Raw genomic sequence first — 13,183 nt, 5'->3', positions numbered from 1 at the left:
CACAGATGAGGGAGGTAGCAGGCTTACTGTGGCGAGCGGGCTTGCCCCGCGTTGGGCTGCGAAGCAGCCCTAAAACCTGACGACGCGCTTTATCAGTTGCACCGCGTCGCCGGAGTTTGGGAGCGCTTCGCACTCCAACGCGGGGCAAGCCCGCTCACCACAACAAACCCCATCCGCCACAAGAAGACCGCTCACCACAACAAGATCACTCGAAATGTCATGGGTACTGTCGGATTCAGGGTTTTCCAGCCGACACCGATTTAGCCCTGGCGGCTTTCCCGGACGCAATCGGCTGCACCGTAAGCTCAACCCCCAGGGCCAGCATCAACTTCTGCACCGTCTCATAACGGGTTTTCGAGCCGCCTTTGAGGGTTTTATAAAGGCTCTCCCGATTGACCCCCGCCGCCTCGGCCACCTTGTTCACGCCTTGGGCCTTGGCAACCTCGGCAAGTGCCTTCATGAGTATTTGGGGGTCGTGCGATTTCATGCTTTGCGCCAAATACGCACTGATCACCTCCGGGCTGTCGAGGAAGCGCGAAGCCTCGTAAACGCTGGTTCCGGACGTATCAAGATCGAGGATCGGCATATCCTCGGGTTTGAATTTCTGTTCACTCATTTCATTTACCTTTTAGAGTACTAAAGGTCACCGTTACCTCGCTGTTTTTGTAGCCTAGTGGCTACCACCTGCTAAAGCTAGTGAGTTTTCAGTTCCGGTGAGCTCCGGATCAAAAAAACCTGGCCCAGCCCCGCAGGAGCAGCCGTTCAATTCTATTAGCGCTTGTTTCCCTGCCGTTTAAAGCGCCCGATCAAACAACGGCGTCACGTCGTACCGCTGCTTGAGCATCTGCGCGTCCACCAGGAAATCCGCCGTGGCCTGGGCTTCGCTGACAATCGTCGGCGAGATCGGCAGCACCTTGATCGCATCGCGCTTGAACCACACCTTGGCAATTTCCGGCGCGGACTGGTTGGCCTTCGACCAGGCTTCGGCGTACTCGTCGACATGGCTGTTGCTCCACACCCGCGCGCGGGTCAGCCGGGCGATGAAGTCTTTGATGATTGCGCCTTTTTGCGCCAGTGCCGGCTCATACGCGACGATATAGGTCGGCGCGCTCATCAGGCCCTTGGCATTGCGAATCAGCGTGCTGCCCTCTTTTTCCTGCAGCGACACATAGGGCTCCCATGTGCCGAAGGCGTCGATATCGCCCTGGGTCAGCGCCAGGCTGGCTTCGGCCGGCAGCAGGTATTTGAACGTCACACTGCTGCGCGGCACACCGGCTTCATCCAGCGCCTTGTAGGCCAGTTGCTGGCTCCAGGAACCGTTCCAGATCGCAACGGTTTTGCCTTTTAGGTCAGCCACCGACTGAATGCCTTTGCGCGCCACAATGCCCACGCCGTCGAGGCTGGTTTGCGTGCTGGCCACCACCTTCACCGGCGCGCCATTGGCGGCGAGGCTGATCACCGGCGTGTCACCGACAATCCCCACATCCAGCGCGCCGCTGGCCACGGCCGAGGCCACCGGCGAGCCAGTGTTGAAGCGCTTGAAATCGATCTTGTACGGCAGGTCTTTCAACTCGCCGGACAGCTCCAAAACGATGCGATTGGAGAAGAACTGGTCACCCACAGTGAGGGTGGGCGGCTCTGCTGCCCATACCGAAGAACCCTGCAGCGAGAGAGAAGCCAGGCCCAGCAGGGCAAGCATATTGCGACGGTTGATCATGAATACGATCCACAGGTTGATGGCGGACTCAACCATCTGTGGGCGTGCAGTCTGGTAATGAGAAAAGGGTTTGAGGGTCGCCGAGCGTGGCGCCCGTAGAAGCTATCGCAATAAAAGCGCGAGGTTTAATACTGTTGCGCACTATGGATAGAACCACCGCGCAGCTTCATAGCAATTTTTCGTATTAAAAACTTCGCCACCCGTGGGTTAGGGTGACGTCACCAGACCACTGGGCCTCGCTTCCAACCCCCTTTTACAGCGCCGTCGCGACCACGCGTACCGGCCCGGCAAGGTCAATCATGTCCAATCCTGCTTTGAATCTCTGGGGCGCACCGCCGTCTGCCCGCTATGAACAACTGGCTGCACCGTTTCGCCCGCTCTTTGCCCACATTCTCGCCGGGGCTGCCGAAGCGGATCAGACCCGCGCCAGCCTGGCCGACGTCATCCAGCAACTGAACGCACTGGGCTTGCCGCGCTGGCGTCTACCTGAAAGCCATGGCGGCCAGGGTGCCACCTTCGCCGAACTGCTGGCCTTGCTTACCGAGCTGTCCGCCGCCGACTCCAACATTACCCAGGCGCTGCGCGGGCACTTTGGTTTTTGCGAAGACGTGCTGTGCGCCAAGGACCCCGACTGGCGCGCCCGCTGGCTCGACCGCCTCGGCCAGGGCGCCCTGCTCTCCCCGGGCAGCACCGAAGTGGGCAACCAGACGCGCGGCGAATTTGAAACCCGCCTGCACCGCGATGCCGACGGCACCCTGCGCATCAGCGGCAGAAAGTTCTACACCACCGGCGCGCTCTACAGCGACCTGATCAACACCATCGCCACCGGCGAAGACGGCGAAACCCACAGCGTGGTCGTCGACCTCAAGGCGCCGGGCGTGCAGATCGTCGACGACTGGAACGGCTTTGGCCAACGCCTCACCGCCAGCGGCACCTGCATTTTCGACAACGCACCGCTGGAAGACGAAGGTCGGCCTACCACGCACCGTTTCGGTTATGGGCAATCCTTCTTCCAGATCTACCACCTCGCCACCCTCGCCGGCATCGCTCGCCGTGCGGCACTCAGTGGTGCCGAAGAGCTCAGAGCGCGCGCCCGAACCTTTACCACCGGCAACGCGGATTCCGCCGCGCAAGACGTGCAATTGCTGCAAGTGATCGGCGAAGTCGCCAGCCAGGCCTACGCCGCGCACGCCATCACCCAGCAAGCCGCACGGCGTCTGGACGACACCGCGCACTACCTGATCACCCACGACCAACCGCTGCATGACGATGACCCGCAGGTGGCACTGGCGGAACTGGAAGTGTGCCTGGCGGTAAACCCGGTGATTGATGCCACACTCGCCGCGACCACGGCATTGTTCGATGCCCTGGGCGCCAGTGCCACGGCCAGCAACAAGGCGCTGGACCGGCTGTGGCGCAACGCGCGCACCCTGGCGAACCACAACCCGCGGGTGTACAAGTCGCGGATTGTGGGCAACTACCTGGTCAATGGCGTGTTGCCGCCCGCGCAGTGGCGAGTGGGTGTAGCGAAGCACTGAAAACACCACCCATCCCCTGTGGGAGCTGGCTTGCCTGCGATAGCAATCCATCAGTCAAACATGGGGCTGCTGACCCACCGCTATCGCAGGCAAGCCAGCTCCCACATTTGTTGACCGTGCTACTGGCTCACAAACGCAACCACCCGCGCCAGCATCCGGTCGCACGCCGCCAACTGCTCCATGCTGATGAACTCATCCGGCTTGTGCCCCTGCTCCATGCTGCCCGGCCCGCACACCACGGTGGGGATGCCCGCCTGGTCAAACAGCCCGCCTTCGCTGCCAAACGCCACCGTGCCGTAATCCCGAGAGCCGCAGAATTGCGCCACCCACTCGGCGGCCTGGCTTTCGACCGAGGTGGCCAGGCCTGGGTAACTGGAAAGTTCGCTGAAATGGATCGCGCACTGGCCACTGACTGCCTGCATCGCGGGCAGTAACTGCTTCTCGGCGTAGTCGCGCAACTGCTCTGCGATATGCCAGGGGTTCCCGGCCGGCAGCGAGCGCACTTCAAAATCAAAACTGCAGTTCTGCGGCACGATATTCAGCGCCTTGCCCCCCGCGATTACACCGGTTTGTACCGTGGAAAACGGCGGATCAAACCGCGCATCCTGATGCTGCGGTGCCTTGAGCGTTTCGCCCAGTCGCACCAGCTCACCCACCAGGCGCGCGGCGTATTCAATGGCATTCACGCCCGAGGGCGCATACGCCGAATGGCAGGCAGCGCCGTGCACTTCGCAGCGCATCGCCAGTTTGCCTTTATGGCCCAGCACCGGTTTGAGCTCAGTGGGCTCACCGATCACACACAACAGAGGCTTGACCGGTTGCCCGTGAAACCTTTCGATCAGCGAGCGTACGCCCAGGCAGCCCACCTCTTCGTCATAGGACAGCGCGATATGCACCGGCATGCGCAACGGCGCCGCCACCAACGCCGGCACGCTGGCCAACACGCAGGCGATATAACCCTTCATGTCTGCCGTGCCGCGGCCATACAAGTTGCCGTCTTTTTCCGTCAGCTCGAACGGCGCCACGCTCCAGCGCTGACCGTCCACCGGCACCACGTCGGTATGGCCGGACAACACAATGCCGGGCACGTCAGCCGGGCCGATGGTCGCCAGCAGGTTGGCCTTGTTTTTATGCTCGTTGAACACCAGTTCGCACGCCACGCCGTGGCCCTGCAGGTAGGTGCGCACACCGTCGATCAACGCCAGGTTGGATTCGCGGCTGGTGGTGTCGAAGCGCACCAGTTGCGCAAGCAGGTCGCGGCTGCTGCTCATCGGTCATCTCCCGGCACAGCGTAACCCGGCGCCTGTTGCGGGTTGAGGGCGCGGTCGATGTAGGCCTGCAACTGGCCGCGATAGGCTTGCCAAAGCTGGTCGAGGGCGCCGATCGGGTCTTCATCGGCCCAGTCCACGCGCAGGTTGACGATGGGCCACAGCAAATCGTCCACCACCACCAGCGCCGCCGAATGCACCGGCCCGGCTTCACCGCCTTTGGCCTGGCCGGTGTGCAGCGCGGCAAGCAAGCGGTCGGCAAGGTGCCCGGAGGCGTGCTCGAACGCGCGCACCATGGCACCGACCACACCGGGGTTGGCGAGCATATTGCCGGCGGCCACGCATTGCTCACCACTCAGTGCCGAGTGAATCCCCAACGTTTGCGCGCCGCTGAAATGCGCGGTGCGGCCCTCTTGATCAATCACCGTCACCTGGCGGTATTCGCGATGTTCCTCGTTTTCCAGCACGCGGGCCAGCGCCTCGATCGGCGCCATGCCCTGCTCCAGCCGGTCCAGCACCGACGGCCCCAGGCTGGGCAAGGTGATGTTCTGTGACGCCACCGCGCCCACACCGGGGCGCAACCACGGGCAACGCGCGCCCACGGCAATGCTCGACGAGCTGATGGCAATGCCCAGCTGGCCGGTTTCAGCGCAGCGGGCGACAACGGAAAACGTCATAAAAAGCCCTCAGTCGAGCACCGACGGGTCGGCGTCGATCATCAATTGCTTCATCTCTTCAAAGTGCTGGCGCGAGAAGTCGGCAATCCCTTCCCAGCCCCGTGCGGTTTTCTCCGCCACGTCGTCCGACAGCACACGCAGCGGCTGCCCGGTAGACCACGCCGTGACCAGAATCTGGCAGGCGCGCTCCAGGTTCCAGATGTCGTCAAAGGCCTCGCCAATGGAAACGCCGGTGACCATCACGCCATGGTTGCCCATCAGCAGGCGGCTTTTGCCGTCGAGCAGGCCGGCCAGGCGCGCGCCCTCGGCTTCGGTGTCGGCCATGCCGCCGTAGAGTTCATCCACCGCTACGCGGTTGAAGTAGCGCGCGGTGTTCTGGTCGATCGGCGGAATGTGCGGCTTGGCCAGGCACGCCACCGCCGTGGTGTAGACCGGGTGCAAATGCAGCACGGCGCGGGTGTGCGGCAACAGGCGATGAATCTGCCCGTGAATCGCCCAGGCGGTGGAATCCACATTCGGGTGGTCGGCGCTGGCCGGGTCGTCGGCATTCAGCAACAGCAAGTCACTGGCGCGAATACGCGAGAAATGCTTCCACTTGGGGTTGAGCAAAAACTGTTTGCCATCGGCCGACACGGCGGCGCTCAGGTGGTTGGCCACCGCTTCGTGCATGCCCACATGGGCGATGATGCGAAAGGTCGCCGCCAGGTCGATGCGCGCCTGTTCTTCGAGGGATAACGCCATGAATCGGTCTCCACAAGGCGCGCGCCGCAACAGGTTGCGGCGCGCTCGATTGGCTTACTTGGGCATCAGTTCGGCGATGTCGGCGTCGGTGGGTGCCTCGAAGTTGTACTTCTTGAGCAACGCGGCGTATTCCGGGGTAGCGCGGTATTTGGCCAGGCCATCGACCAGGGCTTTTTTCACCTCGTCATTGCCCTTTTTCACGCCAAAGCCATTGAGCACCGGGTAGATCAACGTGTCGGAGGAAATCACCACGCGGCTGCCCAGCTTGTCGATCACACCACGGGCCACGGCCGCGTCGGTGATCTGCGCTTCCACCGCGTGGGCGAGCAGGGCCTGGGTGGTTTGCGGGTCGGTGCTGTATTCGCTGATCTGGATCGGCTTCAGGCCCTTGGCCACGCAGTACTCATCCGACAGCTTGTGCATCTGCGCCAGCCAGGACGTGGCGCCCATGGAGCCGAGCTTGTGGCCGCAGAACTCTTCCGGGGTCTTGGGTTTATAGGCGCTGTCCTTGAGGGTGAGGATCGACTCGCCGCTTTTCAGGTAGGGGATCATATCGATGACTTTGACGCGCTCGGCGGTGATGTACATCGACGAGTTGGTCACATCAAAGCGCCCGGCTTGCAGGCCGGTGATCAGGTTGGGAAAGCGCGTGTCGAGGGTCTCGACCTTGCGCCCCATGACCTTGCCCAGGCCTTCCATGAACTCGATGTCAAAACCCGCTGGCTTGTTGTTGTCCATGTACTCATACGGAAAGAAGGTCACGTCGGAACCGGCGATGATCTTGCCGTCCTGCTGGAACGCCGAAGCGGCCAGCGAGGTCAGTGCCACCGCAGTGCCCAACAGGCACACGGCAAGGGGGCGAACACGTTTACGAAATGCTGTCATGGTCATTACCTGCAAGGGTTTAAGAAGCGCGTGGATTAAGCAGTCAGGCCGTGGCGGAATCCTGGCCGGCCTGTTGCACGAAAAAGGAGGCGCCACGGGGTTTCTGCGGCAAGCGCAGCTGGTTGTCCGTGGAGCGCACCAAACCGCTTTCTTCACCGGCCACCAACAGGCCGGCGTGTGCGCTGGGCAACGGGTTCTCGCCGAATGGCAGCGCGTCTTCAGCGGCGTAAACGCTGATAAACAAGGTGCGCGGCAGTTCGGTCTCGTTAGGGCTCGACGCATGCAAAAGCCGGGTGTGCATGAAGCACACAGAACCGGCCGGGCCGTAGCAGGCCACCGGTTGCTGGCAGTGTTCGGCGACCACCGCATCATCCACCGAGCCGGTGAACCGCTGGTTCTGCCAGTGCGACCACAGCGGGCCTTTATGGCTGCCGGGGATCACATTCAGCGGGCCGTTTTGCGGGGTCACTTCGCTGACCATCAGCAAGGCGGTGACGATGTCGTCGTTGCTGTGGGGCGTGAACAGAAAGTCCTGATGCCACTTCACCTGGGTCGCGGTGTGGGGCAGTTTCGAGTTGATCTTGCTGTGATGGAAACGCGCACCGCCGGCGCCGACCAATTGCGCCGAAATCGCCGCCATGCGCGACTGCAACGCCACCCGCTCGTAGGCCGGGGAAATCTCCGTGGGCGAACTGACCCGGCGCAACGACGGGTGATCCGCACGGTGATCGCCCTCCAGGTCAAAGCGCGCGCGGCCATCCACGGTAGCGCCCCAGCCTTCAACATGGCCGCGACTCTCCTCAACCCACTGGTCGAAGTCGTGCTGCAACGCGGCCACTTCCTCCGGCGAGAGCACGCCTTCTACCACCAAAAAACCGTCACGCTGGAATTGTTCGACTTGTGCTTGCCCGATCATTGTTTTGTTCCTGAAGGTTAGAGGGTTCACGCCAGCGAGACGTCCTTGAGGAACGCCTCCACGCGTGGGTTATGGCCGCTGCGCAAGGCAACCGGTGTGTCGTCGCAGACCACGCGGCCCTTCTCCATGAAGACGATGCGGTCGGAGACCTTGAAGGCGAAATTCATCTCGTGGGTGACGATCACCATGGTGATGCCCTCCCCGGCCAGCGCCTCGATGACCTGGAGTACTTCGTTGACTTTCTCCGGGTCGAGGGCCGAGGTGGGCTCGTCGAACAGCATGATTTGCGGGCGCATCATCAAGGCGCGGGCAATCGCCACGCGCTGCTGCTGGCCGCCGGACAACTGGTGCGGGTACTTCCAGGCGTGGTCGAGCATGCCCACCTTGTGCAACAGCGCGTAGGCCTGCTGTTTCAGCTCACTGGTGGCGCCCAGGCGATGGTATTTGGGCGCCATCAGCAGGTTGTCGAGCACGCTCAAATGCGGGAACAGGTTGAAGCTCTGGAACACCATGCCGATGTTCAGGCGGTGCTCGGTGTGCTCAATGAACTGGGGTTTAAGCGCGCCGGTTTTATGCAAATGAATGAACGGCAGGCCGTTGATATGAATCTCGCCGTTGTCCAGTTGCTCCAGGCCGTTAAGCAGACGGATCAGCGTGGTTTTCCCCGAGCCCGACGGCCCGATCACCGACACCACTTCCCCCGGCTGAATCTGCAGATTGACCGAGCCCAGCACCTCGATGTCGTTGTAAGCCTTGTGCAACCGCGAGGCCTGCAACGCGGCCACGCCAGTGCTGGCCGGGCGCGCAATGGCCGGGCGTTGTTGAGTGGCCAGGGCCAGCACCGCCGCGTCCGGCACGCGGGAAACGTTGCGCTGGTTGACGTCGAGAAAGCGCTCCAGGCGTTTGAGCAGGAAGTCGAAGACGGTGACGATAAACACATAGAAGAACGCCACCGCCGCCATGGTTTCAATCACCAGGAAGTTCTGCGAATACAGGCGCTGGCCGACCATCAGGATTTCAGTGAGGGAGATCACCGACACCAGCGACGTGAGCTTGACGATGGAGATGTATTCGTTGGCCAGCGACGGCAAGGCCACGCGCAGCGCCTGGGGAATCACCACGCGTATTTGGGTACCGAAAAACCGCAGGCCCAGCGCCCGCGCCGCTTCGCCCTGGCCCTTGGGAATAGAGAGCAGACCGCCGCGATGAATCTCGGCCACGTAGGCGGTTTCGCAGATCACCAGCGCCAGCAGGCCGGACCAGAACGGGTCGGCCAGAACCGCCGAAGTCCCCGGCAGCGCCTGGGGCAGGTTGTAGATGAAAATCAGCAGCACCAGCAGCGGCAGGCTGCGAAACAGCCAGATATAGCCACGAGCCGGCAGGCTGAGCAGCGGGCTTTTCGATTGCTTGGCCAGCGCCAGCAGAAAGCCCAAGGCGATGCTCAACAGCCAGGTCAGGGTGCTGAGCTTGATGACCGTCCACGTCGCGCGCCAGAACTCGGCATCGCCGAGCAAACCAAACATGTAGTGCCAGTCGAAAGTCATCGTGGTGGTGCCCTGAATAAGTGGATCGACATCGATGGGTTCAGAGTCGTGGCGGGAGGTGCCCAGGGTCAATTCGTAAAAGCCGGGGCACTGGGTAGGCAGAACCTATGCAGCCCTCTGAAGGCACTGATAGCGAATGTGGGAGCTGGCTTGCCTGCGATGGCGGTGGCTCAGTTGGCATCTCATCCACAGGCAGACCGCTATCGCAGGCAAGCCAGCTCCCACAGTAGATCTGTGTTACGCCTGGCATGGCGCCCTCATCCAAAATAGTGCGCGAGCAAAACGCGCACGCCACTTATTGGTGCAACCTCAACTCACCCCACTCATTACCCGCACCGCGTGCGGATCAAAAAAGCTCGGCGGCGCCATGCCGGGGATGTACTGGTCGGACACAAACATGCGGCAACGCTCGGCAAACGCCGACACCACCCGCGACAGCTGGGTGTTGCTGGCCGTGGCGTAACCCAGGCGCATCGGCCGGTGCGAGCCCGCCAGGCGCAGGCGGATCACGCGTTTGCCGTCCTGGGACAGATTCGATTTGGGCCGCGCATTGGCAAAGGAATAACCAATGCCATTGCCCACCATGGCGCGCACCGTTTCGAGGTTGGTGGAGCGCATGATGATGTTCGGCGTGGTGCCCGCCTGAATGAACAGGCTGAGGAAATAATCGCGGCTCCACGGCGTGTCGAGCAGCACCACCGGGTAGGCCTCGAGGTCTTGCATGCTGACCGCCGGCAGGTTGGCCAACGGGTGATACTCGCCGACCATCACATATGGCGGCAGTTGCGCCAGGGGCTGGAAGTCGATATCGGGGCTGGTCACCAGGTCATAGGTCAGGGCGATATCCAGCTCGCCGCTGCGCAGTTTTTCCAGCAATTCCTCATGGTTGCCCTCGGCCTGGGTCAGGCGTACGCCGGGAAACGCGCGGCCAAAACCAAACACCAGTTCCGGGGTGATCATCGGCGCCAGCGACTCCAGGCAACCCACCCGCAACGGCCCGCGCACGCTGTTCAACGACTCCGAGGCGATGGTGTAGAGGTTGGTCATCTGTTCCAGAATCAGCTTGGCCTCCTGCATCACCTGGCGCCCTACGGCGGTGAGGGAAATGCCCTGGGCGTGATGGCGCACAAACAGCTGAATCCCAAGCTCCGCCTCCATATGGGTGATCGCCGCCGAAATCGACGGCGACGACACATGAATGCGTTCCGCCGCTGCACTGATGCTGCCGGCCTCGCCGGACGCGACGAAATATTCCAGCTGGCGTTGGGTTATACGACTGAGCATCACGCCTCCACAGCAACAAATGGGTGTACGCAGCGGGTATTGCAGAGTTCGTGCCGGGTCGCGGCGCCAGCCGACGAGGCGCAGGGCTTCGGTTTTTCCTAAGCACTACCCCGCACAAATGCTGGTTTCGCCACGGCGGGCGCGGTGTGAAGCTGTTTTCATCCCGCTGCCGACGAGCCACCGCCATGCCCACTCACACCCGCATCCGCATGTTCAACACCCAGCAGACCTACCCCAACCAGGCCCTGGACAACGACCTGTGCCAGGCCGTGCGCGCCGGCAACACCATTTATGTACGAGGGCAGATCGGCACCGATTTCGACGGCAACCTCGTCGGCCTCGGCGACCCGCGCGCGCAAGCGGAACAGGCGATGAAAAACGTCAAGCAACTGCTGGAAGAAGCCGGTTCCGACCTGAGCCACATCGTCAAAACCACCACCTACCTGATCGACCCGCGCTACCGCGAACCGGTGTACCAGGAAGTCGGCAAGTGGCTCAAAGGCGTGTTTCCGATCTCCACCGGGCTGGTGATTTCCGGCCTTGGCCAGCCGGAATGGCTGATGGAAATCGACGTGATCGCCGTAGTGCCGGACGACTGGCAGCCTTGACCAACCTGGAGTACGCCATGACCCACCGCGTGTTTTTCCTCAATGGGCCCAACGCCAACCTCTACGGGCTGGACAAAAACGGCACCTACGGCAGCGAGAGCTTCGCCAGCATCGAAGCGCGTTGCCAACGCCACGCCGCCGAGCTGGGTTTGAGCCTGGAGTTTCGCCAGAGCAACCACGAAGGCGTGCTGGTGGACTGGATTCAAGAAGCCCGGCTGCACGGCGACGCCATCGTGATCAACGCCGCCGGGTTGAGCTACAGCTCGGTACCGATCCTGGATGCGCTGTTGGCCTTTGACGGTCCGATCATCGAAGCGCACATGAGCAACATCTGGAAGCGCGAGGGTTTTCGGCATCACTCGTACGTGTCCAAAGCCGCCACAGGCGTAATCGCCGGGTTGGGCGCGCTGGGCTACGAACTGGCCCTCACGGCGGTGGCCACCTTGCTGAAACCCTAAAAAACACCACCGCCCAACTGTGGGAGCTGGCTTGCCTGCGATGCGGGCACCGCGGTGCATCAGACAGACCGGGTTGATGCCATCGCAGGCAAGCCAGCTCCCACAGTTGGAACCCGGTGTTGCGCAGATAAATTTCTTATTCTCAGGAAACGCCCCATGTCAGTAGAAACCATCAACACCCTGGTCGTCGGCGCAGGCCAGGCCGGGGTTGCCATGAGCGAACACCTGTCACTGATGGGCGTGCCGCATATTGTGCTGGAGCGCCACCGCATCGCCGAACGCTGGCGCTCGGAGCGCTGGGACTCACTGGTCGCCAACGGCCCGGCCTGGCACGACCGCTTTCCGGGGCTGAAATTCGAGGGCGTCTCCCCCGAAGCCTTCCCGCCGAAAGAGCGCATGGCCGACTACTTCGAAGCGTACGTGGCCAAGTTGCAGGCGCCTGTGCGCACCGGCGTGGAAGTGCTGCAAGTGCAGCGCCACACGGGCCGCCCCGGCTTCAAGGTCACCACCTCGGCGGGCGTGATCGAAGCCGCCAACGTGGTCGCCGCCACCGGCCCGTTCCAGCGACCTTCGATTCCCAGCATCGTCCCGGCGTCGGCGCCGCTGCATCAACTGCACTCGTCCGCCTACAAGAACCCCGGCCAACTCCCCGAAGGCGCCGTGCTGGTGGTGGGCGCCGGCGCCTCCGGCTCGCAGATCGCCGAAGAACTGCAAAAGGCCGGCAAAACCGTCTACCTCTCCGTCGGCGAGCACTACCGCCCGCCCCGCGCCTACCGTGGCCGCGACTACTGCTGGTGGCTCGGCGCGCTGGGCTTGTGGGACGAAGTCAAAATCCAGCCGAAGAAAAAGCACGTGGCCTTTGCCGTCAGTGGCTACGAAGGCGGCAAGACCGTGGACTTTCGCCGGCTGGCCCACCAGGGCATCCACCTCGTCGGCGTCACCCGCGACTGGAACGACGGCGTCATGACCTTCGCACCGGGCCTGGCCGCCAACGTAGCCGAAGGCGACCGCGCCTACTTCGACGTGCTGCGCGACGCCGATGCCTACATCGAAGCCAACGGCCTGCCCTTCCCCCAGGAACCCGAAGCCTGGGAACTGCTGCCCGACCCCGAATGCCTGCTGAACCCCACGCTCAGCCTGAACCTGGCCGAGGCCGGCGTGACCAGCATTCTGTGGGCGACCGGATTTACGTTCGATTTCAGCTGGCTGCAAGTCGATGCCTTCGACGCTAAAGGCGAGCCCTTCCACAAGCGCGGCATCTCGGCGCAGAGCGGGATTTACTTCCTTGGCCTGCCCAACCTGGTCAACCGTGCATCGTCGTTTATTTACGGCGTGTGGCACGACGCCAAGTACGTGGCCGACCATATTGTTTTGCAGAATGAGTACATGTCCTACAGCAAGCCCTGAAACAGCAAAGTCCGAGGCGACAGCGCCTTGCTCCCTTGCCTACGCTTGCGTCAGAATCCGCCGGCTTGTGCGCTGCAGTGGGCGTCTCTAAGGTTGCCCGGTCGCTGACAACTCAGTGATCGGGTTTAGTAGCCCGCGTG

The 13,183-nt window shown here is 62.4% G+C and carries 13 protein-coding genes; 4 read left to right on the top strand and 9 right to left on the bottom strand.

Annotated elements, in window-relative coordinates; genetic code table 11:
* Window positions 1-235: 235 nt before the first annotated feature.
* Complete coding sequence (locus tag ATI14_RS17505; RefSeq protein ID WP_016970901.1) at window positions 236-616, bottom strand: addiction module antidote protein; 381 nt, start codon at window positions 614-616, stop codon at window positions 236-238.
* Window positions 617-793: 177 nt separating this feature from the next.
* Window positions 794-1,753, bottom strand: coding sequence for an ABC transporter substrate-binding protein (locus ATI14_RS17500; protein WP_016970900.1), 960 nt, complete (start codon window positions 1,751-1,753; stop codon window positions 794-796).
* Between the two features lie 263 nt (window positions 1,754-2,016).
* Here ATI14_RS17500 and ATI14_RS17495 point away from each other — a divergent pair, with 263 nt between their 5' ends.
* Window positions 2,017-3,255 carry an acyl-CoA dehydrogenase family protein gene (locus ATI14_RS17495; RefSeq protein ID WP_016970899.1) on the top strand — a complete coding sequence of 413 codons (1,239 nt, stop codon included), beginning with the start codon at window positions 2,017-2,019 and terminating at the stop codon, window positions 3,253-3,255.
* 119 nt (window positions 3,256-3,374) lie between these two features.
* Here the strand turns inward: ATI14_RS17495 and argE are convergent, their stop codons facing one another.
* From argE to ATI14_RS17460, 7 genes are all read right to left on the bottom strand, one after another.
* Window positions 3,375-4,526: an acetylornithine deacetylase gene (gene argE, locus ATI14_RS17490; protein ID WP_016970898.1), complete on the bottom strand. Its 1,152-nt coding sequence runs from the start codon at window positions 4,524-4,526 to the stop codon at window positions 3,375-3,377.
* Window positions 4,523-5,200 carry a DUF1028 domain-containing protein gene (locus tag ATI14_RS17485; RefSeq protein WP_080520326.1) on the bottom strand — a complete coding sequence of 226 codons (678 nt, stop codon included), beginning with the start codon at window positions 5,198-5,200 and terminating at the stop codon, window positions 4,523-4,525. The genes argE and ATI14_RS17485 overlap by 4 nt, the downstream gene beginning before the upstream one ends.
* A gap of 9 nt (window positions 5,201-5,209) precedes the next feature.
* Window positions 5,210-5,941: a class II aldolase and adducin N-terminal domain-containing protein gene (locus ATI14_RS17480; RefSeq protein WP_017254116.1), complete on the bottom strand. Its 732-nt coding sequence runs from the start codon at window positions 5,939-5,941 to the stop codon at window positions 5,210-5,212.
* A gap of 54 nt (window positions 5,942-5,995) precedes the next feature.
* Window positions 5,996-6,826: an ABC transporter substrate-binding protein gene (locus tag ATI14_RS17475; RefSeq protein WP_016969976.1), complete on the bottom strand. Its 831-nt coding sequence runs from the start codon at window positions 6,824-6,826 to the stop codon at window positions 5,996-5,998.
* Window positions 6,827-6,869: 43 nt separating this feature from the next.
* Window positions 6,870-7,742: a phytanoyl-CoA dioxygenase family protein gene (locus ATI14_RS17470; protein WP_016969979.1), complete on the bottom strand. Its 873-nt coding sequence runs from the start codon at window positions 7,740-7,742 to the stop codon at window positions 6,870-6,872.
* Between the two features lie 26 nt (window positions 7,743-7,768).
* A complete protein-coding gene (locus ATI14_RS17465; protein WP_031319614.1) occupies window positions 7,769-9,286 on the bottom strand; it encodes an amino acid ABC transporter permease/ATP-binding protein in 1,518 nt (505 codons plus the stop codon).
* A 309-nt stretch (window positions 9,287-9,595) separates the two neighbouring features.
* Complete coding sequence (locus tag ATI14_RS17460) at window positions 9,596-10,570, bottom strand: LysR family transcriptional regulator (RefSeq protein ID WP_016969984.1); 975 nt, start codon at window positions 10,568-10,570, stop codon at window positions 9,596-9,598.
* A 185-nt stretch (window positions 10,571-10,755) separates the two neighbouring features.
* Between ATI14_RS17460 and ATI14_RS17455 the strand changes: the two genes are divergently transcribed.
* The 3 genes from ATI14_RS17455 (at window position 10,756) to ATI14_RS17445 (ending at window position 13,043) form a co-directional block, all read left to right on the top strand.
* Complete coding sequence (locus ATI14_RS17455) at window positions 10,756-11,178, top strand: RidA family protein (protein WP_016969985.1); 423 nt, start codon at window positions 10,756-10,758, stop codon at window positions 11,176-11,178.
* 17 nt (window positions 11,179-11,195) lie between these two features.
* Window positions 11,196-11,636: a type II 3-dehydroquinate dehydratase gene (locus ATI14_RS17450; RefSeq protein ID WP_016969986.1), complete on the top strand. Its 441-nt coding sequence runs from the start codon at window positions 11,196-11,198 to the stop codon at window positions 11,634-11,636.
* Between the two features lie 156 nt (window positions 11,637-11,792).
* Window positions 11,793-13,043 (top strand): flavin-containing monooxygenase, encoded by a 1,251-nt coding sequence (locus ATI14_RS17445; protein WP_016969987.1) that lies wholly within the window; start codon window positions 11,793-11,795, stop codon window positions 13,041-13,043.
* The last annotated feature ends 140 nt before the right edge of the window (window positions 13,044-13,183 follow it).

This window comes from Pseudomonas tolaasii NCPPB 2192 (assembly GCF_002813445.1).
GTDB lineage: Bacteria > Pseudomonadota > Gammaproteobacteria > Pseudomonadales > Pseudomonadaceae > Aquipseudomonas > Aquipseudomonas tolaasii.
The sequence above is the reverse complement of the archived record's forward strand: the minus strand, read 5'-3'. Positions and strand labels throughout refer to the sequence as shown.

What these genes read in the sequence shown, in the direction of transcription:
- argE (WP_016970898.1), bottom strand. Translation starts at nt 4,526, where the DNA reads ATGAGCAGCAGCCGCGACCTGCTTGCGCAACTGGTGCGCTTCGACACC.
- ATI14_RS17470 (WP_016969979.1), bottom strand. Translation starts at nt 7,742, where the DNA reads ATGATCGGGCAAGCACAAGTCGAACAATTCCAGCGTGACGGTTTTTTG.
- ATI14_RS17500 (WP_016970900.1), bottom strand. Translation starts at nt 1,753, where the DNA reads ATGGTTGAGTCCGCCATCAACCTGTGGATCGTATTCATGATCAACCGT.
- ATI14_RS17495 (WP_016970899.1), top strand. Translation starts at nt 2,017, where the DNA reads ATGTCCAATCCTGCTTTGAATCTCTGGGGCGCACCGCCGTCTGCCCGC.
- ATI14_RS17455 (WP_016969985.1), top strand. Translation starts at nt 10,756, where the DNA reads ATGCCCACTCACACCCGCATCCGCATGTTCAACACCCAGCAGACCTAC.
- ATI14_RS17505 (WP_016970901.1), bottom strand. Translation starts at nt 616, where the DNA reads ATGAGTGAACAGAAATTCAAACCCGAGGATATGCCGATCCTCGATCTT.
- ATI14_RS17460 (WP_016969984.1), bottom strand. Translation starts at nt 10,570, where the DNA reads ATGCTCAGTCGTATAACCCAACGCCAGCTGGAATATTTCGTCGCGTCC.
- ATI14_RS17475 (WP_016969976.1), bottom strand. Translation starts at nt 6,826, where the DNA reads ATGACAGCATTTCGTAAACGTGTTCGCCCCCTTGCCGTGTGCCTGTTG.
- ATI14_RS17480 (WP_017254116.1), bottom strand. Translation starts at nt 5,941, where the DNA reads ATGGCGTTATCCCTCGAAGAACAGGCGCGCATCGACCTGGCGGCGACC.
- ATI14_RS17465 (WP_031319614.1), bottom strand. Translation starts at nt 9,286, where the DNA reads ATGACTTTCGACTGGCACTACATGTTTGGTTTGCTCGGCGATGCCGAG.
- ATI14_RS17445 (WP_016969987.1), top strand. Translation starts at nt 11,793, where the DNA reads ATGTCAGTAGAAACCATCAACACCCTGGTCGTCGGCGCAGGCCAGGCC.
- ATI14_RS17485 (WP_080520326.1), bottom strand. Translation starts at nt 5,200, where the DNA reads ATGACGTTTTCCGTTGTCGCCCGCTGCGCTGAAACCGGCCAGCTGGGC.
- ATI14_RS17450 (WP_016969986.1), top strand. Translation starts at nt 11,196, where the DNA reads ATGACCCACCGCGTGTTTTTCCTCAATGGGCCCAACGCCAACCTCTAC.